The 20,123-nt window shown below is 50.7% G+C and carries 21 protein-coding genes; 6 read left to right on the top strand and 15 right to left on the bottom strand.

Features of this window, described 5'->3' with window-relative positions:
• The first annotated feature begins 454 nt into the window (after positions 1-454).
• Entirely contained in the window at positions 455-1,645 is a 1,191-nt protein-coding gene (locus NDA02_RS07895; protein WP_190790833.1) for a glycosyltransferase, read from the top strand.
• A 77-nt stretch (positions 1,646-1,722) separates the two neighbouring features.
• Here the strand turns inward: NDA02_RS07895 and NDA02_RS07890 are convergent, their stop codons facing one another.
• Together NDA02_RS07890 and crtR are read right to left on the bottom strand one after the other, a co-directional pair.
• On the bottom strand, positions 1,723-2,289 hold the full coding sequence (locus tag NDA02_RS07890) for an NADPH-dependent FMN reductase (protein ID WP_190790832.1): 567 nt from the start codon (positions 2,287-2,289) through the stop codon (positions 1,723-1,725).
• A 203-nt stretch (positions 2,290-2,492) separates the two neighbouring features.
• Positions 2,493-3,446 (bottom strand): beta-carotene hydroxylase, encoded by a 954-nt coding sequence (gene crtR, locus NDA02_RS07885; RefSeq protein ID WP_190790831.1) that lies wholly within the window; start codon positions 3,444-3,446, stop codon positions 2,493-2,495.
• 135 nt (positions 3,447-3,581) lie between these two features.
• Between crtR and NDA02_RS07880 the strand changes: the two genes are divergently transcribed.
• A complete protein-coding gene (locus NDA02_RS07880; protein WP_190790830.1) occupies positions 3,582-3,779 on the top strand; it encodes a hypothetical protein in 198 nt (65 codons plus the stop codon).
• Between the two features lie 495 nt (positions 3,780-4,274).
• The gene (locus NDA02_RS07875; protein WP_199296419.1) at positions 4,275-4,970 is read left to right on the top strand and encodes a tetratricopeptide repeat protein; all 696 of its coding nucleotides are present in this window, start codon (positions 4,275-4,277) and stop codon (positions 4,968-4,970) included.
• 106 nt (positions 4,971-5,076) lie between these two features.
• Here the strand turns inward: NDA02_RS07875 and NDA02_RS07870 are convergent, their stop codons facing one another.
• The 4 genes from NDA02_RS07870 to NDA02_RS07855 form a co-directional block, all read right to left on the bottom strand.
• A complete protein-coding gene (locus tag NDA02_RS07870; RefSeq protein WP_190790828.1) occupies positions 5,077-5,565 on the bottom strand; it encodes an FkbM family methyltransferase in 489 nt (162 codons plus the stop codon).
• Between the two features lie 72 nt (positions 5,566-5,637).
• Complete coding sequence (locus NDA02_RS07865) at positions 5,638-5,883, bottom strand: hypothetical protein (protein ID WP_190790827.1); 246 nt, start codon at positions 5,881-5,883, stop codon at positions 5,638-5,640.
• A 329-nt stretch (positions 5,884-6,212) separates the two neighbouring features.
• Positions 6,213-6,431 (bottom strand): hypothetical protein, encoded by a 219-nt coding sequence (locus NDA02_RS07860; protein ID WP_190790826.1) that lies wholly within the window; start codon positions 6,429-6,431, stop codon positions 6,213-6,215.
• Between the two features lie 225 nt (positions 6,432-6,656).
• The gene (locus tag NDA02_RS07855) at positions 6,657-6,962 is read right to left on the bottom strand and encodes a hypothetical protein (protein WP_190790825.1); all 306 of its coding nucleotides are present in this window, start codon (positions 6,960-6,962) and stop codon (positions 6,657-6,659) included.
• A 134-nt stretch (positions 6,963-7,096) separates the two neighbouring features.
• On the opposite strand from NDA02_RS07855, the gene NDA02_RS07850 reads away from it, so the two are divergent.
• Positions 7,097-7,273 (top strand): hypothetical protein, encoded by a 177-nt coding sequence (locus tag NDA02_RS07850; RefSeq protein ID WP_190790824.1) that lies wholly within the window; start codon positions 7,097-7,099, stop codon positions 7,271-7,273.
• Between the two features lie 30 nt (positions 7,274-7,303).
• Here NDA02_RS07850 and NDA02_RS07845 read toward each other — a convergent pair whose 3' ends face one another.
• Positions 7,304-7,720: a VOC family protein gene (locus NDA02_RS07845; RefSeq protein ID WP_190790823.1), complete on the bottom strand. Its 417-nt coding sequence runs from the start codon at positions 7,718-7,720 to the stop codon at positions 7,304-7,306.
• 92 nt (positions 7,721-7,812) lie between these two features.
• Complete coding sequence (locus NDA02_RS07840) at positions 7,813-9,828, bottom strand: DICT sensory domain-containing protein (protein WP_190790822.1); 2,016 nt, start codon at positions 9,826-9,828, stop codon at positions 7,813-7,815.
• Positions 9,829-10,176: 348 nt separating this feature from the next.
• On the opposite strand from NDA02_RS07840, the gene NDA02_RS07835 reads away from it, so the two are divergent.
• Positions 10,177-10,926, top strand: a complete 750-nt coding sequence (locus tag NDA02_RS07835; protein WP_190790821.1) for a HEAT repeat domain-containing protein — start codon at positions 10,177-10,179, stop codon at positions 10,924-10,926.
• A gap of 11 nt (positions 10,927-10,937) precedes the next feature.
• Here the strand turns inward: NDA02_RS07835 and NDA02_RS07830 are convergent, their stop codons facing one another.
• Both NDA02_RS07830 and NDA02_RS07825 read right to left on the bottom strand, forming a co-directional pair.
• Positions 10,938-11,441: a GNAT family N-acetyltransferase gene (locus NDA02_RS07830; RefSeq protein ID WP_190790820.1), complete on the bottom strand. Its 504-nt coding sequence runs from the start codon at positions 11,439-11,441 to the stop codon at positions 10,938-10,940.
• A gap of 116 nt (positions 11,442-11,557) precedes the next feature.
• Complete coding sequence (locus NDA02_RS07825; RefSeq protein WP_277879058.1) at positions 11,558-12,718, bottom strand: RpoD/SigA family RNA polymerase sigma factor; 1,161 nt, start codon at positions 12,716-12,718, stop codon at positions 11,558-11,560.
• A 1,051-nt stretch (positions 12,719-13,769) separates the two neighbouring features.
• Between NDA02_RS07825 and priA the strand changes: the two genes are divergently transcribed.
• Positions 13,770-16,334 carry a primosomal protein N' gene (priA, locus tag NDA02_RS07820; protein WP_348247463.1) on the top strand — a complete coding sequence of 855 codons (2,565 nt, stop codon included), beginning with the start codon at positions 13,770-13,772 and terminating at the stop codon, positions 16,332-16,334.
• A 105-nt stretch (positions 16,335-16,439) separates the two neighbouring features.
• Here the strand turns inward: priA and NDA02_RS07815 are convergent, their stop codons facing one another.
• The 5 genes from NDA02_RS07815 to NDA02_RS07795 all read right to left on the bottom strand — a co-directional run bounded on the left by NDA02_RS07815 (position 16,440) and on the right by NDA02_RS07795 (position 20,045).
• Positions 16,440-16,883, bottom strand: coding sequence for a ferredoxin (locus tag NDA02_RS07815; protein WP_190792269.1), 444 nt, complete (start codon positions 16,881-16,883; stop codon positions 16,440-16,442).
• A 72-nt stretch (positions 16,884-16,955) separates the two neighbouring features.
• On the bottom strand, positions 16,956-17,354 hold the full coding sequence (locus NDA02_RS07810; protein ID WP_190792267.1) for a DUF1257 domain-containing protein: 399 nt from the start codon (positions 17,352-17,354) through the stop codon (positions 16,956-16,958).
• Positions 17,355-17,419: 65 nt separating this feature from the next.
• The gene (locus NDA02_RS07805; protein WP_190792266.1) at positions 17,420-17,629 is read right to left on the bottom strand and encodes a DUF2997 domain-containing protein; all 210 of its coding nucleotides are present in this window, start codon (positions 17,627-17,629) and stop codon (positions 17,420-17,422) included.
• Between the two features lie 496 nt (positions 17,630-18,125).
• Complete coding sequence (locus tag NDA02_RS07800) at positions 18,126-18,710, bottom strand: hypothetical protein (RefSeq protein ID WP_190792265.1); 585 nt, start codon at positions 18,708-18,710, stop codon at positions 18,126-18,128.
• A 99-nt stretch (positions 18,711-18,809) separates the two neighbouring features.
• Positions 18,810-20,045, bottom strand: a complete 1,236-nt coding sequence (locus tag NDA02_RS07795) for a type II secretion system F family protein (RefSeq protein ID WP_190792264.1) — start codon at positions 20,043-20,045, stop codon at positions 18,810-18,812.
• Positions 20,046-20,123: the final 78 nt, after the last annotated feature.

Here is a 20,123-nt window from a genome sequence, read left to right as displayed (position 1 = left end):
ATGGTTCGCGTTACAGCTCAAAAATCAGCCGAAGCTGCTCGACGATTGATCAATCGCACCAGGTTAACCCAACAGATCAGCTGCAAAGATTATTTTTATCTAACTTCTGTAATTCTGGCAGATACATCACTTAGCGAGGCAGAAAGGCGACAGATTAATCGTCTTTTCGATGACGTTCAAACAGGGCATTTACATCTGATTGATTAGATTTGAGAGTTCGATTTGAATATATTTCAGTTTAGAGAAGTTTAGAGACATTAGTTCTTACTGCGCCAGTGCGTTCTTTGGGAAGGATGCACTGTTTTTTTCAGGTTCACTTTTTCTCGGTAATCTCCTCAAACTCCAGGGAATCCTAGAGCTAATCAAAGAGTTCGCCTAAATCAACCCCAGTGATGCCATTTTTTAACCTAAGTTGGCATCCATCACCTAACGCAGCAATTCAACATTAAAACTTATGGATTTTCAGCGTCGTACAACCAAGCCAACCGTCTCACTTGTAGTCAGTGACTTATCAAAAAGTGGTGCTGGTCGCTGGGGTGGAGGCGTTCGTCCGTTCCTACTGGCTCAAGCTTTACGGCAATTGGGACATCGCGTCAAAATTTTTGGATTTGGCGATGACCCTGCGATCGCTTATACAGTTGACTTGCCGATTGTGACGATCGCGCCAACGGATTATCCCAAATTCTTCCAGTCTGCGCGTCATCTCATGAAGCAAATTGATGGCGATATTATCTATGCCTACAAACCGAAGCCTACAAGCTTTGGAATTTCCCTGCTTCATCGTTTGAAAACACGCCGCCCTCTGATCCTGGACATTGATGACTGGGAGCTAAGCTGGCATGGCGGAGAAGATTGGAAATACTGCCCGACGCTAAAACAGTTTGCTAGAGATGTGTTGAAACCGAAGGGTGCTTTGCGACAGCCTGATCATCCGCTTTATCTAAGCTGGATCGAGAAGCTTGTCTCGCATGCGAATGCCGTAACAGTTCATACCCAATTTCTCCAGCACCGTTTCGGCGGCACGTGCGTTCCCAACGGCAAGGATATATCATTGTTCGACCCGCAGCGGTATGACGCTCAAGCGGCTAAACAGCACTTTGGACTTTCTGACTATCGAGTGCTGATGTTTCCGGGCGCACCTCGCCCCTACAAAGGGGTTGAAGATATTTTGATGGCGTTAGAGCAGCTCAACCAGCCCGACTTACGGTTAGTGATTGTGGGCGGCAGTCCCTACGACGATTACGACAGTCACCTGATGCAGCGATGGGGACAATGGCTGATCAAATTACCCGCGCTTTCGCATGAAAAAATGCCAGAGGCGATCGCCGCCAGCGATATTGTGGTTGTCCCCCAGCGAGACACGCCAGCAGCCCAGGCTCAGTTTCCGTTAAAGCTTACTGACGGCATGGCAATGGCAAAACCGATTCTGGCTACTCGTGTCGGTGATATTCCACAGATCCTAGGGAATACGGGCTATCTCGTTGATTCTAGTTCCCCCACTCAGCTTGCGGCTGAGATCACCCACATCTTTGCCAATCTTGCGGAGGCGATCGATCGGGGTCGGCGTGCCAGGGAGCGGTGCAGGGAGCATTACAGCCTGGAAGCAATGAGTCATCGGCTTGCCCCAGTGTTAGAAAACTGCTGATAATCGGTTAGAGGGCAGATTGGCAACTGCCCCAACAACCTGATTATGCTCTTACAGGAAATAGGGATAAGGAAACCCTAAACAGAAGCCATTTCACGCTCAGGCAAACTGCGAAGCTTGTGGGTGTTTTCCAGCAGGCTTTGAGCAAAGGCGTCTAATCGCTTCGAGAGATCAGAATCAACAAGTTCACCCTGCTGATTAAACGCTTTCCAGGCTTGTCCGATCGCCACCTGTTCAGGAATCGTCCAGGCATGAACCCAGCGCATGATAATTCGCAGATCATTCAGGGCGTTGCTGTTCGACTGTCCACCCAGAACGCTGATAAAGCCCGTTACTTTGCCAGAGAATTCTTCAAAGCCCATCAAGTCCAGCGCATTCTTCAGCACACCGCTAATGCTGCCGTGATATTCGGGGGTTGCCAGAATAATCCCATCTGCTTCACGGACTGCATCCCTCAGCTTCTCAACGTCTGGATGGTTAGGATAGTCTTTGCCACCATCACAAAAGGGAAGATCTAGCTCTCGTAAGTCTAAAACCTCGACTTCAGCGCCTAACGCCTCAATTCGCTCCATTGCAATTTCTAAGGCTTGCTGACTGTAAGAATCAGCTCTCAAACTGCCGCCAATACCAACAACCTTGATCATAGGGCTGAGTCCTTAGACAACTAATCTTAGCTATTTTTTAATATAGCTTAAGCAAAGTTGTAATGACTACGACTTAGGAGAGAGATGGAAAGCAGAGCTGAGGATGGAGAGCCGGAAACAAGAAAAGAGGGGAGTGAGATGTCCTTCGCTTTCTTCGGACGACCCATTCCCCCTAATGCAGCCAGAATCGGCAGCCAAAATCGCTATGCTGCTGATTGATGCGACTTATCCTGAATTGAGGTGATAGAAGCAGATTCAGCCTTTGCCGAGTCAGCAGTAAGCTTATGGCTGTGGAAATGGATTCCGAGAAAAACATCGTAAATGAAATTCCAGAAATCCTTGCCTTTCATCAAACCTAAAGTCTGATGGCAGCCTTTTGCGTCGAGGAGTGGCTTTGTGGCTCGATAAGCAGGCTGATACTTATACCAGGGAATCGAGGGCCATAGATGGTGGATCAGGTGATAGTTCTGCCCCATAATCAGCACGTTCAGAATTGGATTGGGGTAGACCCGCGCATTCTTCCAGCGATCGCGCTCCTGGAAGGGACGATGAGGCAGGTAGTCAAAGAACAGCCCCAAAGCCAGACCAACAATGCCCGAAGGAATAAACCAAAAATTAAAGATAAAGCCAACAAAGCCGTACTGTATCCCCAGGACGACGATCGTGATCACAATCAGCCGAGCGACTGCCCACTCTAGAAGCTCATATTTGCGCCACAGCCGTCGCTTAAAAAAATAAATTTCGTGGTAGAAGAAGCGAGCCGAAATCAGCCAGAGCGGACCGCCTCTAGACACATAGTGGTCGGGATCGTTCTCTGGGTCATTTACATTGGCGTGGTGCTGCATGTGGACGCGGGTAAAAACCGGATAGGAAAATCCCAGCAGCAGGGCACTGCCATGACCCATCAGTGCATTCACAATTCGATTGCTATGGGCAACGTTGTGGGATGCATCGTGAATGACTGTGCCCACCATGTGGAGCGCAAGAACATTGGCGCAAAAGCAGATCCAGTCGGGGACGTGCCAGCACCAATAGCCAATCGTGGATAGGATTGCCATGACTACTGAAACCAGGAACATGAGCAGCGTTGGATTCCATGCCCTCGGCGCGCCCAGGAATTCCCTCGGTACAGTCAGGGGCTGAACTGCCTCCGACATCGTCTGTTTTCTCCTTACAGCTAAATTGAGCGACTTGCCCTCGTTCGCAGGCCCATTCGCAGGAACGAGCAGGATGCACTGAGATAAAACTTTACACTATTTTCCCCTTGTTCTCAGAAAACGCGGCGCAGTTTTTTGTTTAAGACAAAGGAAGCGGTGCAAAAAAATATGTTTCAGGCAAGCTTTAAAGATTCTACGGTCAGAAGGGTTCGCTGTGCTGATTTCTACAAAATGCAGGAACACAAAAGAATGCAAGAACACAAAGTGGAACACACTCATTCGTCTCAGCGTCAGGCAATGCGGAACAATTCTTGCCTGGAGGCGATCGCATGAGGAAGGCAATTAACAATTTTGTTCAGCTTAAAAAGTCACTCCAGGTTTTAGTCAAACAAAAGGTTTATCGCAGCTTAAGAGAAATAATTTAGACTTCCTTAAACTTTTATAGAAAACGCAGGTTTACTCCGCAATACTACTGATAGAGATAGAAGCACGAACTAGCCGTGAAATCCTTACGGACTCTACCTAGCGACCCGTTTGCGGGAGATTGTCAAGATTCGAGAGCCTCCCTTGATTTCCGTAGTTTCAACCTTAAACTCGTACGATGGACAGCTTATTAAGTGACCTATAGAAGGATGTTTCAAACATCCAAAACTTAGAGACTGATCTTGAGATTCAAATCCGTTTGGCTCCACGAGCTTTAGCAACTGTGAGGATGGCATGAATATACGCACTTTCGCCAGCCAAAGTAAAAGAACTAATGGGAAGCAGTCCCCCTCACGGGATAACCGTACGCCCTGCCCAACTGGATCAGGAATACCCGATTGCAGCGTGAACCGTCCTCTTCAGCGACGCTGGCAGTCCAGGTTCACCAGAAAACAGCGAACAGCAGATTTTTCTCATACCCAGCCAACCATTAGTCGCGCAGAGCAAGACCAACTTCTGCGGCAGGAGGCACTGACCCAGGCGCAGCAAGGGCATTTTGATATTGCGGTTGCCCTGTTCAGCGAACTGATCGAGCGTTACCCCAATAGCGCAAGCGACTATAGCAACCGGGGCTTGGTTTACTTCCAGAGCGGACAGCTTGAGGCGGCGATCGAGGACTACAACCGGGCGATCGAACTCAATCCGCAGCTAGACAGTGCATACAACAACCGGGCGAACTACTATGCGGCTCAGGGTCAATTCCTGGAGGCAATTTTGGACTACGATGTTGCCCTCGATTTGAACCCTGCCAATGTCCGAGTCTGGATTAATCAGGGAATCACGTTCCGGGAACTAGAGATGTACGATCGTGCCCTGGAAAGCTTTGAGCTGGCGCTTTGTCTGGGTCGCCTGGAAGGACATATCTACGCCGAGCGAGGACGGACTTATCACCTGCGGGGCGACTGGAACTGTGCCGTTGGAGACTATCATCGGGCGATCGAAGCACTGCCCGCAACGAAAGGACAGTCACACCATCCTTCGGCTCGTCTGCGTCATCAGGTCGAAAGCTGGATGGGAGAGTTGCTCTACCCCTTTGCTTAAGTCATTTCTGCTTAAGACAGTTCCTGAGGCTTCTCAGACGCGAGTCACTGTTTGAAACCTCAATTTGAAGCCTTGCCTGGAGCCTTAATCGGCTACTAAACGCTTCTTAACCTTCTACCCATTCTCCAGAATCGGGTTGATGTCCTAATTGGCTGTAGAACGGCAGTAAGTAGTATCGCGGTGGGTGATAGTCATTTTCTGCGGTAAATGGTGCGGCGAAGCGATCGCCGACTAAATCTTCTCGCACAAAGAAAGCATTAACACCAGCAAGGTTGGAGCCAACAAGCCTGTAGCCTTTCTTTAAACCCAAGATTTCTAAAGCTTTGAGAGACGCACCAAAATAATCAGTCCCTCGCCATTCATGAGCAGGGTTATAGGCAATAGTCCAGTTCACAGGAGGGTGAAATTTGTCATTGTATTCAATGACAACGACCCGTGGAGAAACAGACTCAATGGCATTCCAAACATGGTAGTCATTACCATCAATATCAATACAAAGCAAATCGATTTCACCCTCGAAACCATTTTGAACAAATAAATCGTTTATGTTTTCTACAGTAATGAATTGATTGACGACTGTGAGAGCAATGGGCACAACAGGTTGAACGCTTTTTGCAATGATCTCGCAAAGCTTCTGACTGGCATCAATTCACAGTCCTCCCCACCTCTAGTAAAGCAGGTAAACAGTGTTATTTTCTAAGCCATCGCACACACCAAACTCAATGAATGCATGGTGTTTAATTCCAATTCTTTGAAAAATTTCTTGAATGATTCCGTCCTCATCGTTCTGGAAGTACGCCTTAAATCCAAAACGCTCCAGACGCTTGGGGTCTTCACATTTAGGGTCAGCTAATAGCTGCCTAATGAGCAGCCCCATATTAGCCGGATAGTTAAAATCGTTATACGCATTCATGCCATCAAGAAATAACTGTACTGCTCACTGCTCAACCTTTTGTCATTCAGTTCAATACAGCACTTCAACCTAGCATTTAATTGGAATGCAAATACAAATCGGAATGCAAATACAAAAATCGATCGCCGTCTGAATAGCATATCCCCCTTGCCATGAATAAACACAGGTTAGGAAAAGTGTGGCGATCGATCATTTTTGCGATTTTCTGATTGCCTAAACGATGATCTCTGCCTAGTGCAATCAATCAGGAAAGAGCAGTGCAGCATCTCGTTTAGCAAATCCTCTAACAAATCCTCAATCGGAAGGCTAATCCCTTCCAAGCTGGTGCTTTAATCGATCGAAATTTGCTGAGGACCGTTTCCGTTGCCATTGGTCTGGTTTGACGGCGTGCTTTGTGTGAGCGTGACACCAGACTGCTGCTCAAGCCAGCTCTTAACCGGATCGTCTGCGAGATTGAGCCGCAGTAGCCCAGAGACAAAACCTCCCAGAAAGGCGATCGGATGTCCGGCAAGTTCGCGGATTACAGGGGTCAATTCGTCCATAAACATGAGAGACACTTCGGGTAACTGTCACATTGATCCTAGCGTGAAGCGGGCAGACTCGCCTACGGGTTAGACAGTGGATTTAGCAGCTGGAGGGAGGGGAGAGAGGAAATGAGGAGGGGAGGAAGGGGATGGGGGGATAGCTAGGAGTGCGTGACCCAGGGCTGGAGCATGATTCTGTTGCCCGATCGTTGAAGGATTAGGGAAATGGGCGCGATGACTAAGCCCTGACTACCCAGACAAACTCGACCCGGGACAAATTTTATGGTTTCGGACGGCTGACCGAGTGCAGCGAGCAATGCCGTTAATTTGCATTAGCGGCAGGCCGACTGCCATCATCGCCCAGTTTTCTCTGGAAGGTGCGCCTTCTAACCAGAGTTCAAACAGTTTCCAGGCAAAGGAATCGGTTGCAGCACGATCGATCTGAGCCTGAACTGCCACAATGAACGGCTGGGAACTGTCTAATTTGCTTTGCCTCAGAGCGTTCAGTATTGCTTCAATTCGTGCATGATTCAGGCAATTATCCCCTTTAACCATCGCCGCGCCACTTGCGGAGCTTTTGACGACAGCATTAGCTCCAGCATAAACGGGGCTACTTCAGGAGCTTGAACACAGCTCGAAAACTCCTTGGTTAAGGAACGAGATGATCGTCCTTTTAACAGTTTTACCTTGTGCGAATCGCTCAGAAGGTGACGGAGCAATCGCCAGAGGAGGCTCAAGTTTTAGAATTTCTGGAACTAACCGACGCTACCCTCCGACTGCAAAAGACGCTCCTCCCATCAAACGAAACTCAGGAAGTCACGCTGACCGCAGTTGAAGACCAGTTCACCTGTCCCGACCTTCCCTGATAAAGACTCAGCCGCTCACTTGCTCACTCACTACCGGGCAAAAATCGCCTCATCCTGAGCAAACGCCTTAAATTCCAGCGCATTGCCGCTCGGATCGAGAAAAAACATTGTTGCCTGTTCGCCCACTTCTCCCTTGAAGCGAGTATAGGGTTTGATAATAAATTCAATGCCCTGCTGGGTGAGACGATCGGCGAGTATTTGCCATTCGTTCATTTCCAGAATCACGCCCCAGTGCTGCACCGGAACATTTTTGCCGTCTACAGGATTCGTGGGTGTCCCTGTGGCAGACGGAGCCAGGTGAGCGGTGATTTGATGCCCAAAAAAATTAAAGTCAATCCAGCGATCGGAGGTGCGCCCAATCGAGCAACCCAACAGGGTTTCGTAGAAATTGCGGGTTGCTGCCAGGTCAGTAACGGGAAATGCAACGTGGAAAGGACGAAGACTCATAGACTTGCGGTTAAAGCTTGAAAGAATGTTGGAGCAGTATCCGAGGTGCTGCATTGCCTCTTAAATCCCCATTAATAGGGGACTTTGAATGACTAACTCATTGCCGCCCGTCGATCGCTCGACTTCGATCGCGAAGATTTGGAGCTGCGAGGAGGCTTGGCGGGGGGAGGGGGAGGTTCCTTTTCCTGGGCGATCGGCAGCGTGAAATGAAACTGGCTGCCCTGGTCGCGTCCTGCCGATTCTGCCCAAATTTTACCGCCCAAGCCCAGCACAATCTGCCGACAAATTGCCAGCCCCAAGCCCGTGCCGCCTGCAGTGCGTCGCAGTGCCCCTTCTTCCTGATAGAAGCGATCGAAGACTGCCTCCAATCGATTCGGTTCAATGCCGCGTCCCGTATCGATAACCGTCACTTCCAGCATTTTGCCGCCGTTGGGCTTTGCCTCGATAGTCACTTCGCCTTCCGGGTTGGTGAACTTGCAAGCATTATCCAGCAGCTTCGATAACACTTCCACTAGCCATTCGCCGTCTGCCTTCACCGGGGGCAGCTCGATCGGCACTTCTGCGGTGATGCGCGGCAGTTCTTCGGTTGCTTGGCGGGTGCGAATGCTGCTCAACGCCAGGCTAACGACTTCCTCCAAAGCGATCGGCTCCAAATGCCACTCGACTCGTCCGCTTTCCAGCCGCGACAAAGTGAGAAAGTCCTGAATCAGCTTTCTCATGCGATCGGCATCGGTCATCGCCGTATTCAGCATCACCTGCCGCAGTTCGGGCATCATATCCGGTTCGCTCACCAGGCTTTCCAGACAGACCTGAATCGTAGAAAGCGGCGTTCTCAGCTCGTGTCCAGTAATGGCGATCAGGTTGCTGCGGGTGCGCTCCAATGCTTCAAGCTGCTGGTTCAGGTCTTCCAGGTTGGCATAGGATTCTGCCTGAATCAGGGCGACACCAAGCTGTGTGGCGATCGCCTCAACCATGCCGATTTCATCATGAGTCCAGGCGTGCGGTTCGCTCTTGCAGTGATGCAGTTCCATCATGCCGAGCAGCTTGCCTTGATACACCACGGGAACCATTAGCCACGAGCGAATTTGCCAGCGATCGAGCCGGGTCTGAATCGGGGAGAAATCAAACGTTGAATCCTGGGTATTGGGAACCGAGAGGCTTTCCTGCTTTTGCGCGACGGTCTGAAACAGGGGATTACGGCTCAGTAACCATTCCTCGCCCATCAGTGAACGGATTGATGGATTCGATCGATATTCGTAGCTAATCGTCGTCGTCGTATCCGTTGCCCGGCAGCGATACAGCACACAGCGACAGACTTCCATCGCCTGTCCCAGCTCCGCCACTGCCACCTTAAAGATTTCGTTGGGGTCGAGCGATCGACGAATGGCAGACGTAATCGAATTCACCAATCGTTCTCGTCGTTCCTGGGCAGCGATCGATCGGTATGCCTTGAGCAATTTGTATTGTCCCGCCTGCAAATAAGTCACCAGTCGCTGAGCAAACGGATCGGGGTCAACCCCCAGTCCTTCGGTCGGCAGGGGGTGGGTCAGGAACATTTCTTTTGCCTGCTCAATTTTTTCGCTTAGTTCCGGTCGATAAACCTGAATGCGGTTCAACAAGAGTTTTGCTGCCTGCTCGCTCACCTGGCGATCGAACGTCCAGATGCCCTCAAAGCGGCGCGTTTGATCCATGCCTGCCGCCTCTCCTCGACTGGTAACAGGAGCGGGATAGCGTTCCTGACAAAGCAAACAAGCCGCATACTGCTGCCCAATCACCACCAGGTGCCATTCCTGACTGAGGCGATCGTCTGGCTCAAAGGCGATCGTTTCATATTCTCTCGATGCGCTTGTAAAACTGGTTTCAGGTGCAGCCAGCACATATACTTGGGGCGTCAGAGCAGCAATGCGTTCGTAGCGGTGTGCCTCCTGGCGATAAAATCGCTCACGCTGGAAGCTGGCAATCACCAGTGAAGAAGTTGATCCGCCCGCCAGGACTTGATCCTCCATTGCGTGCGAAAGGGCAGTCAGGGAGGACTTGAAGTAAAGCTGGGGTCGCAGTTGGGGCGCGATCTGCAATAACTCTTCCAGAACGGAAGTTTGGAGGCTCATTGGCAGTACTTTGTCGATCCCTACGGAAAACAGGTCGAGGTACAAGAAGCAGCTTCCTTACAAAGCTTCGCACGACTCGCAATCGGTCAGCAGGAGGGTTGTTGCACAGAGTTGCTTAGAACGGCTGGGTTTGCAAGGGGTCTCAGTCAAATCGTAAAGCGGCGGCTAGCAGACAAATCATAAGATTTGCAACCAGACGCAACACAGTGCCTCATCCTGCTCAGGAAAGATCACCTCAACCAGAGCCGGATTAGCCTGATTCCAATATACCGTTTTGGTTTAAGCAGACGGAATAGACCTACCGATCGAGCGTAAACGACAGGGCAAGCTTTGCTGTAAAGTGGCAGTATGTATGACAACGACGACTTAACCGTACTCAATGCTGAGCTGGAGACTGATCCGCTAGATGCGATCGAGCCAATCGACGCTGAAGCCGAAAAGCCTGATCCAGACGTGATGCTGCGGCTGCTGGACTCTGACAATAACCAGCAGAAAATGCTGGCTGCCCGTGCATTTTGCGAGCTCGAAGACGATCGCGCCATTCCCGCTCTGATTTGCCTGCTTACTGATGCCTGTCCTCTGATTCGGGTCAGTGCTGCCTATGGCTTGGGGCGCAATCCCAGTTCCGATGCTGTAGAGCCGTTGATTCATCAGCTTCAGCGCGATTGGAATGGCTATGTCCGCAAAGGCATCGTCTGGGCACTAGGAAACTGCCGCGATCGTCGATCGTTAGAACCCTTGATGCGAGCCTTGAGAACCGATATTTCTGCGGTGCGGCTCTGGGCGGCGAGTGCCCTGGCGCAAATGGCAAGTATCGGCTACGAAGCCATTATTACCGCACTGCCTCCTCTCATTGAAGCTCTGCGACGCGATCCGGTAGCGGCGGTGCGAAGTAACTGCGCCTGGTCGATCGGTCAACTTTGCCGCGAACTGCCTTCAAACGTGGTGTATGCAACGGCGATCGATGCCCTGATCGAAGCCTTCGCCGAAGACGAGGAAATGGGCGTGCGCGAAGATGCCCGTTCAGCAATGCTGCGAGTTGGCGATCCACGTGGGCTTCAGGTGATTGAGACGATCGAGCGGGAAGGGTTGATTTAGGGGGGAATTGATTAAACCTGCTGTGCCAGTCGATCGATTGCCTCGCCCGTGACGCGACAGATTCGCCAGTCGGGAAGTACCATTGCGCCCATCCGCTCGTAAAAGCCGATCGCCGGAGCATTCCAGTCGAGGACGCTCCATTCCAGCCGCCCATAGTCTCGCTCCACCGCCAGTTTGGCAAGGTGAGACAGGAGGGCTTTGCCAATGCCCAGTCCGCGATAGTCGGGCAGCACAAACAGATCTTCGAGGTAGATTCCGGGCTTGGTTAAGAACGTTGAATAGTTGGTGAAGAACAGCGCGAATCCCACCAAGTTTCCGGCGACCTCTGCCACGATCGCTTCTACACAGGGACGATCGCTAAACAGATGCTGCTTGAGCAGATCAAGACTGCCCGTCACCTGATGCGACAGTTTCTCATATTCCGCCAGAGCTTTAATCAGCGCAAAGATATCTGCTGTGTCTGCGGGCTGTGCCGCACGAATCAGAACAGTTTGAGACGGTTGAACAGAAGTCATGGGAGATCAGGTTGCAAATCGCCTCAACCAGTATTTCAGCAATTGCTAGCGTTTGCGCGATCGTCTGAAACAAATTCCCAGTTCCGCCCAAGATTGTTGTTCGAAGAATTCCCGATTTAGCGCAGCCAGCTTTTGAGCCGAGCCGCCACCTGAGGACGACGCAACTTTCGCATTGCCTTAGTCTGAATTTGGCGCACCCGCTCCCGCGACAAGTTAAAAATGCCGCCCACTTCTTCAAGTGTGTGGGTTTCGCCCGTGGTTAAGCCGTAGCGCAACGCAATAATGTCCCGCTCCCGCTCGGTCAGAACTTCTCCCAAAACCGAGTAAATTTCTTGCCGCATCATCGATTCGCTCATTTGAGCTTCGGGCGACTGGGTGCTGTTGTCCTCCAGCAGTTCCATCAGTTCGGTGTCTTCGCCTTTGCCAACTCGGTGGTTTAACGAGAGCGATCGACGACGGACCTGCTGCAAGTTTCGCAACTGCTCTGGGGTCATTTCCAGGGATTCTGCCAGTTCAGTCTCGGTGGGGTTTCGGTTGAGTTCTTTCCGCAGTTCCCGATGCGCTTTTTTCAGCTTGTTTAGCTTTTCGACGATGTGAATCGGCAGGCGGATGGTACGGGCATCGTTCGCGATCGTGCGGGTGATCCCCTGACGAATCCACCAGTAAGCGTAGGTCGAAAACTTGTAGCCCTTATCGGGATCAAACTTTTCGGTGGCTCTGTTGAGACCGAGTGCGCCTTCCTGAATCAAATCTAGAAAAGGGACACCGCGATTGAGATAGCGTTTAGCAATCGACACCACCAGCCGTAGATTTGATCGAATCATTTTACGCTTGGCAACGCGGCTCAAATACAGCCGATGTTCGAGCTGCCGTTCAGAAAGCTCTAGCGCAACGGCGATGTCTGATTTAACCGGGGGATGTCCGAGCTGCTTTTCTAAACGGTTTCGCAGTGTTTCCACATCTGCCAGAAACTTGACGCGTCGAGCTAGCTCGATTTCTTCGTCGGGCTTCAGCAGCGGATAGCGTGCCATTTCTTTAAAGAAAGCACCCACCGCATCGTCAGATATCGTTTTGCGGTATCCCGAAGCAGGATTGGTCAATAACTCTTCGATTTCCTCAGAGTCAAATTCAATCATGGCTCCGCCGTTTTCTGCCGTGGATTGCGACTCGGTCTGCTCGATCGATCGCAAGTCAATTGGAGTCTGATGCAGCAAATCGGGCTCGTCAAAGGTCATTAGCTGAAGGGAATCTGTCATGTCCATAAGAGTATTTGTCATGCGTTTGTCGGAGTCAGGATGAAATTACAAGCTAAATTACAAGCTACAAAGGGCAGGATGAGATAAGCGAGAAGCTTTAATTCATAAAAAGCTTAAGTAACAGAATTAACAAAACGAATGAAGGCTGCGAGAAAAGTTTTAGTTGAAACTATTTTTCAAATTAAAGAATCATTTAATTTTTCCTATCTTGAACTGTTATTTCCTGCTGGATTTGTCCAAGGGCGATCGAGCCATTTGACCCTACAAACCATTAGATTTTCAAGGGAAATGCGGTTTACTCACGTTAAGAAGCTAATTATGGGTTAAAGCCCCTCCCCACAGGGGTTTCAACTTTTCCGCACGATATCTTCTAGCTAAGGCTAATCTACAGGAACTTTGCCAGAGCTAAGCCTAACTTTAGAGGGAGTTAAGCAATAAGCTGTTGACTGCTGACTGAGTAACCTAATGCGCCCTTTTGAACCGGTGCTTGCGTCGCGAATTTTCTACTGAAAATAGACAAACAAAAACCTAATCAGTTTGAACTTAGCCGAGACACCCACCATTATTGTTGCGCTCTATAACGCTGCTGAATGAATCACACTACTAAAGCGTTCATTCTGTTGCCATTGACCGGAGCGAGTAAAGTTGAGATTACTATAGCAAGCTTCTGGCAAATGGCAAGAGCAATGGTCTTTATTTTTCAATTCGTGCAGAAAGGTTGCTCTACAAAGCCTAAACGAGGCATCTTTGTTAACTTAAATAAATCGGAGATTAGCACTTTCCTTAATTCACCCCTTGCCGTTCGATCGAGCAGAAGGCAAATTGAGTCACCCGAACTCCTTTGATGCAAGTGATGCAAGACCGAATTCTGATGCAAGACCGAATAATGTATCAAGTCAGTCATAGTCTAATTGGATGCGTGTCTATCTATAGGCAGATTTGCGGTTTTTTCAGTATCAAAATCTCGATAGACTGGCTAAACTGCAACAACCTCACCCCAAACTGCTACACTCTGCTACATCCAGCGTGATTCGTCAACTACTGCGCTACTTTAACACTGCCGCTTGATCTTATGCCAACCGTTCGTCCACTGCGAAGCAGTTCCCCCACTGGGGTTGTCGCTGCAATGCCTGACACCCCCCTCACCGCTGCGGGAAAGTTACCAATTGCGGCTGAAGCAAACGTGTCCTACGGGTCGTTCCAGTGGGTTGAGGTGCTGGTGGATTGTCCAGGAACTCAGGGACTCTATACCTACCAGATCCCTGACGATCTCAAAGTGCAGCCTGGAGATGTGGTTAGCGTGCCCTTTGGGACACAGCAAGTAGGCGGCATTGCTATTCGGTTGCTTAGTCAGCCTCCCGACCTGGATGCGGCATCGATTCGATCGATCGCTGAAGTCGTCTCGCAAAACTTCTTCCCGCCGGAATATTGGTCGTTACTCAATCAGGTTGCCGACTATTACTGCACGCCACTGATGCAGGTGATCCGGGTTGCCCTGCCGCCGGGATTACTGGGACGATCGCAGCGACGCATCCGATTGAAACCTGAAGCGATTCCAACTGAGGCAGATTTATTCTTGCAGCCGATCGCTCGCCGATTGCTCGAACTGCTTCAGCAGCAGAAACAGGGCGATTATTCCTGGCAATATCTTCAGCGACAGGTGCGCGGAGCCGATCGAGGATTGCGCGATTTGCTGCGTCGGGGCTGGGTGGAAAGCTATTTAGAATCGCCTGCTCCCATTCGTCCCAAACAGCAACGTGCCGTGACTCTGGTTGCCGATCTGCCTGCAATATCGCTGACACCTAAACAGCAAGAAATTCTGGACGTGCTGAAGCGCAGCGGTGGTGAACTGTGGCTGACCGAACTGCTGCAAGTCTGCCAGGTTACGTCATCGGTGATCAAAACGTTGGAGCAAAAAGGCTGTCTTTTAATTCATGCTAGAGAAGTGCTGCGAAGGGAATCAGGCACAATCGCCTTCGACCAACCTAAGCAGCTGAATCCTAACCAGCAAAAAGCTTGCGCTGAAATTACCGCCTTAAGCACCTATTCAACGGTGCTGCTGCATGGCGTCACAGGTTCAGGCAAAACCGAGGTTTATCTTCAGGCGATCGACCCAGTACTGCGGAGTGGCAAATCGGTGCTGGTGCTGGTTCCCGAAATTGGCTTGACGCCGCAGCTAACCGATCGATTCCGGGCAAGGTTTGGTTCGCAGGTTTATGTCTATCACAGTGCCCTAGCAGACGGCGAACGCTACGACACCTGGCGGCAAATGCTCAGCGGCAGTCCTCAAGTGGTGATCGGAACGCGATCGGCAATTTTTGCGCCCTTACCCAAGCTGGGATTAATCGTTCTTGATGAGGAGCATGACAGCAGCTTTAAGCAGGATCAGCCTGCGCCCTGCTACCATGCCCGTACCGTCGCTCAGTGGCGAGCAGAACAAATTAATTGTCCTCTAGTGCTGGGATCGGCAACGCCTTCGCTGGAAAGCTGGCTGGCAAATCATTCAACCGTTGCTCAAGGTTTCGCTGAACAGCCCGGAACCCAAACTCTATATCTTTCCTTACCCCAGCGAATTCACGACCGCCCGATGCCGCCGATCGAAGTTGTGGACATGCGCGAAGAATTGCACCAGGGCAATCGATCGATCTTTAGCCGATCGCTTCAGTCTGCCCTTGCTGAACTGCCGCAGCAGAAACAGCAGGCAATTTTATTTATTCATCGACGCGGGCACAGCACCTTTGTCTCCTGCCGCAACTGTGGTCATGTGCTGGACTGTCCCCACTGCGATGTCTCTTTGACCTACCACCAACCTCAGCCCGGCGGCTATGAGTCTTTGCGCTGTCACTACTGTGGCTTTGGTCAAGGGCATCCGCGCACCTGTCCCGTGTGTGATTCTCCTTATTTGAAACACTTCGGCAGCGGCACACAGCGCGTTATGCAGGAACTCAATCATCTGTTTCCCCAGCTTCGCTGTTTGCGCTTTGATAGCGACACGACCCGCGCTAAAGGAGCACACCGCGCTCTGCTGACTCGCTTTAGCCAGGGAGAAGCCGATGTGCTAGTGGGAACCCAGATGCTCACGAAGGGAATCGACCTGCCCCAGGTAACGCTGGTGGGAATTGTCGCAGCAGATGGCTTGCTTTATCTCTCAGACTACCGGGCAAACGAGCGGGCATTCCAGACACTCACCCAGGTGGCAGGACGGGCAGGGCGAGGGGAACAGCCAGGGCGAGTCATGCTTCAGACCTATTCGCCCCCGCACCCGGTGATTAAAGCAGTGCAGGCACAAAACTACGAGGCATTTGTCCAAACGGAGCTAGAGTATCGAGCTGCGCTCAGCTATCCCCCCCACGGACGACTGCTGCTGCTGCGGCTCAGCGGGTTTGATGAAGCGATCGTCCAGCAGACTGCAATGGAAATCGCTGCCTATCTTCGCACGATTTATTCCGACCCCGACGACAAGCTGCTTGGACCTGCCCCCGCCTCGATCGCCCGTGTTGCCAATCGCTATCGCTGGCAACTTTTGCTCAAGCTCACGCCCGACTCCCAGATGAGGCTTGATTTTGCTGGACTGCGATCGGTTTGTCCTACCGGAGTGAGCTTAACAATCGATGTGGACCCGCTGAACTTCCTGTAGTCGAACTGTAGTCGAAAATTTCAAAAAGCGACAAAAACAAAAAAGGGAGCGTTATGCTCCCCAATGACCTACTCTTCTGACCTTAACCAAGACGATAGAAGTGCGTTACGACTTCTTTTTCTGCCGTCGCTTCGCTGCTAAAACTGCCTTATCTACAGGAAAACCCGCAACCGGAATCACCTGATACTTCCGCTCCTCTTCAAGCCGCCTTAGCTCGGTGTAATCGACCCAGTGAATACAGTCTACTGGGCAAGTGTCGATAGCCTCCTGAATCACCTCTTCTGAATCGCCATCCTGCCGAATGACGCGAGAGCGACCGTGATCGGGTTCGATATAGAACGTGTTGCGGGCAACATGGGCGCAGTGCAGGCAACCAATGCAGGTTACTTCGTCCACATAAACCCCTCTTTGACGAACTACGCCGCCCAATTCGGGTTCAAGTCCAGTTCGCTCAGGCGCATCTCGAAGCTGTCCCCCCAGCTCGGGCTCAAAACCGCTTGGAGCGGAGGAGTCAGTCGGGAGGCTATCAGAAGACCAAGCCGCAGACATCGGAGAAAATTCAGTCATCGCATCCGCACTCAAGAAAGAACTCGCGGAAATTAGGATTGTGCCTCGAAACAATTAAACGGCTGCGCCAGCAGTCCAACGTTGCAGCACCAGACGAATCGAGCCATCCTGGTTTTGCTGCTGTTCGGTCAGCTGAAAGCCTTGCCGAGCGGTTTCCTTCATTACTGTGTGGTAAGCATATCGCTGCGTTACCCTCTTCAAAAAGCCTTCAACCGAAAGCGGCTGCCGCCAGTATTGCAGGTCAGCGACCAATTCATACTGAGCATCATTCTGGCTAAAGCCGATGTCGTAACCGTTGTCTTGCTCGATCACAACATCAGCGGTCCGGCTCTGCCCACGATAGCCGCGAACAGGCTGTGGACCAGCTTTCCACTCGATTCCCAGATCGGTCAACGCCGACTGAAGCGAGGTCAGATCACGAATTTGGGTTTTGATTTGGCTAAAGTGAGACATGGGTAACTTTGTATAAAATCGTTTGGACTATGGTTTGGACTATTGCTTGAACGGCAAAAGCGGATCTACCACTCGCCGAAAGTGGTTTGAGCTTGAGCAGAAATCGATTGCTGCACAGGCTGAGCATAGTATTCCGAGGTCGTTTCTTGACTGATAACCTGACCAAGCTGAGCTTCGATCGCCGCTGTCACTTCGGCACAGGAGGCTCCAATAATCCCAGTCACCTTTTCTTGAACGCGACCATCTGGATGAATGATGAATTCCAGCGTCTCCATTCGACCCTATCCGCTTTCAAAAGAACCATTCGAATGAGATGAACTAGCCTGCGCTGTCGATCGCTAACCGCCAGCAGCCCACTAAAGTTGCCATAAACCTATCGGCTACCCAACTCAGCACCAAGCTTCATCAAAGTTGACCAAACCAGGAAAGCTGAGTTGAAACGTAAGAAATATTAGTAGACCCTTGAGGCTTTACTTCAACTCTTTAAGTTAGTTTCGCTTAACTCCTCATAGCAGTCAAGGATACCTAGAGATAGAAAAATTAATCTCATTACCTCTACCTTTCTAGAGAACTCAAGAACCTTAAAGAATTGTTAAATTACGTAACGCTCGTTAGAAGCTGAATTACTCCAATTTTCAGGAGCATCTCAGTTTTGCCCTTATAGTCCTCAGAACTCCCTATCGCTCGACTGATAGGAATGCTCCTACTTTATAGAAATATGTCTATGACTTCAGCGACTAAAAATATAGATTGGATCCGCAAAGCGGCGGTTTATTCTTCAAGATTAGATGCCTCTGCGGTTGGTAGAGTAAGGCTTTCATCTTCAAGGGCATAGACCGTTTGCATAACATAGGGTAAACCTGCGCCGCGCAGTCCACGCCGAATGCGATCGGGTGTTTCTGGAAACAGCACAAACAGAGGGTAGCTCTCGTTAGATCCCTCGCTGAGCAAATGAGCTTCTTGCTCTGACATCACCCATTCACAACCCGGATCAAGCAGAATTTGGGTTTTGCGCCAGCGACTCAGCATATCAGAAAAATCTTCGGTAGGACGGTGAATAAAGACAATCACTTCGCCACCTGCTTTGATCCGCCACTCTGGGTCGCACATCAGAATCGCCAGATCGCAGGGTAACTGAGCTGTCTGACTAGAAGAAGCGGTTGAGTCGCCCACCGTTGCCGCTCGAGTTCGCGTCCGAATTAGGGGCAGAGGCAGCGTAATCACGCTTTCATCCGGTCGTCGCATACTGGGAATCATTTCTAGATAAGGGCGATGCTGCTTCAGCAACTCGATCGCCCCCCGCCGATCGCTACATTCCGCCAGAAGTTCTTCGTATTGAGCTTGTTTAACAGGCATAGGCTTGGGCAAAGTCTCAGCAACAAAAGTTTCAGCAACAACAATGCCCCATAAAGGGGCAGAAACCGATTGCATTGATGACGATACGAAAGCAGAAGGTTAGCCTTTAATGGCATCCATCACGCTGAAGATGGGTAGATACATTGCAATCAGAATCGAACCAACCATTCCCCCTAACACCACGATCATAATCGGTTCCATGATGCTGGTGAGTGCTTTTACGGCTTGCTCGACTTCATCTTCATAGAAGTCTGCGACCTTCATCAGCATGGTATCAATTTCCCCGGTTTCTTCCCCAATGCTAATCATCTGAATCGCCATAATCGGGAAAACCTGCGCTCGCTGGAGGGCAAGACTGATCATGCCGCCCGTCTGGACTTCCTGCTTTGCTTCATCAACTGCATTAGCAATGACCTGATTTCCTGCGGTATCGCGCACAATCTCCAGAGCAGTCAGAATCGGAACCCCCGAGCGCGACAGAGCACCAAAGGTACGGCAAAACCGCGCTGTCGCCGTCTTCTGCACTAGATCACCAAACAGCGGCATCTTCAGGAAGAAGCGATCCATTGTCACCCGCCCAACTTTAGTGTTGTAGTACTGTCGGTATGCAAAAGCGGCGGCAAAAATCGCAGCAACCAGCAGCAGCACATAGGGACTTCTCAGAAATTTGCTAATCCCAATCATAAATGCCGTGAAGGGGGGTAGCTGCGCTCCCAGTTCATCAAAAATGTTGGCGAAGATGGGCAGCAGAAAGATACACATTCCCAGGAAAATAATCGTTGCCAGAGTACCAACGGCGATCGGATAAGTCATCGCTGACTTAATCTGGTTTTGCAGTCGTGCCACATCCTCTAGCAGCTTTGCCAAGCGGTTCATGACTTCGTCGAGTACCCCGCCGACCTCGCCCGCCTGCACCATACTCACGTACAACCCATCAAAACAACTTGGGTGCTTTCGCATGGCGTCCGAGAGATTGGTTCCCTGCTGCACATCTGCACTGACTTCCTGAAGGGCTTTTTTCATTTTGGGGTTAGGGCACTGATCAGACAGCACCCCCAGCCCTCGAACCAATGCAACACCTGCATTAATCAACACCGCGAACTGTCGCGAGAAAACCGCTTTATCCTTCACCGTCACACTGGTCATGGCGGTTTGGATGTCTTCTAGCTTAAAGGTGCTGAGCTTTTCAAGCAGCCCTCGATCCTCGGTCAATTCCTGCACGAACAAACCCCGCTCCCGCAGAGCTGTCCGGGCATCGCTGGGAGACTCAGCGACAATGCGTTCACGTTTGGGATTGCCTTTCGTATCTCGCGCTCGAACAACGTAGGTAGGCATAGTTCGCAACCAAATGAAATGACAAGGATTGAGCGTTTCGGCTCTGCTCAGTCCTGTTGATCCTACCCTGTTCTATTC

The organism is Leptolyngbya sp. ST-U4 (assembly GCF_039962215.1).
Taxonomy (GTDB): Bacteria; Cyanobacteriota; Cyanobacteriia; order Elainellales; family Elainellaceae; genus Leptolyngbya_A.
This window is presented reverse-complemented; position numbering and strand designations above follow the sequence as displayed.

Bases quoted from the DNA above. Each gene is read 5' to 3' on its own strand.
- NDA02_RS07860 (WP_190790826.1), bottom strand. From the start codon at position 6,431: ATGTTTATGGACGAATTGACCCCTGTAATCCGCGAACTTGCCGGACAT.
- priA (WP_348247463.1), top strand. From the start codon at position 13,770: ATGCCAACCGTTCGTCCACTGCGAAGCAGTTCCCCCACTGGGGTTGTC.
- NDA02_RS07805 (WP_190792266.1), bottom strand. From the start codon at position 17,629: ATGGAGACGCTGGAATTCATCATTCATCCAGATGGTCGCGTTCAAGAA.
- NDA02_RS07810 (WP_190792267.1), bottom strand. From the start codon at position 17,354: ATGTCTCACTTTAGCCAAATCAAAACCCAAATTCGTGATCTGACCTCG.
- NDA02_RS07895 (WP_190790833.1), top strand. From the start codon at position 455: ATGGATTTTCAGCGTCGTACAACCAAGCCAACCGTCTCACTTGTAGTC.
- NDA02_RS07800 (WP_190792265.1), bottom strand. From the start codon at position 18,710: ATGCCTGTTAAACAAGCTCAATACGAAGAACTTCTGGCGGAATGTAGC.
- NDA02_RS07845 (WP_190790823.1), bottom strand. From the start codon at position 7,720: ATGAGTCTTCGTCCTTTCCACGTTGCATTTCCCGTTACTGACCTGGCA.
- NDA02_RS07855 (WP_190790825.1), bottom strand. From the start codon at position 6,962: ATGGTTAAAGGGGATAATTGCCTGAATCATGCACGAATTGAAGCAATA.
- crtR (WP_190790831.1), bottom strand. From the start codon at position 3,446: ATGTCGGAGGCAGTTCAGCCCCTGACTGTACCGAGGGAATTCCTGGGC.
- NDA02_RS07795 (WP_190792264.1), bottom strand. From the start codon at position 20,045: ATGCCTACCTACGTTGTTCGAGCGCGAGATACGAAAGGCAATCCCAAA.
- NDA02_RS07835 (WP_190790821.1), top strand. From the start codon at position 10,177: ATGTATGACAACGACGACTTAACCGTACTCAATGCTGAGCTGGAGACT.
- NDA02_RS07830 (WP_190790820.1), bottom strand. From the start codon at position 11,441: ATGACTTCTGTTCAACCGTCTCAAACTGTTCTGATTCGTGCGGCACAG.
- NDA02_RS07890 (WP_190790832.1), bottom strand. From the start codon at position 2,289: ATGATCAAGGTTGTTGGTATTGGCGGCAGTTTGAGAGCTGATTCTTAC.
- NDA02_RS07825 (WP_277879058.1), bottom strand. From the start codon at position 12,718: ATGACAAATACTCTTATGGACATGACAGATTCCCTTCAGCTAATGACC.
- NDA02_RS07865 (WP_190790827.1), bottom strand. From the start codon at position 5,883: ATGAATGCGTATAACGATTTTAACTATCCGGCTAATATGGGGCTGCTC.
- NDA02_RS07815 (WP_190792269.1), bottom strand. From the start codon at position 16,883: ATGTCTGCGGCTTGGTCTTCTGATAGCCTCCCGACTGACTCCTCCGCT.
- NDA02_RS07840 (WP_190790822.1), bottom strand. From the start codon at position 9,828: ATGAGCCTCCAAACTTCCGTTCTGGAAGAGTTATTGCAGATCGCGCCC.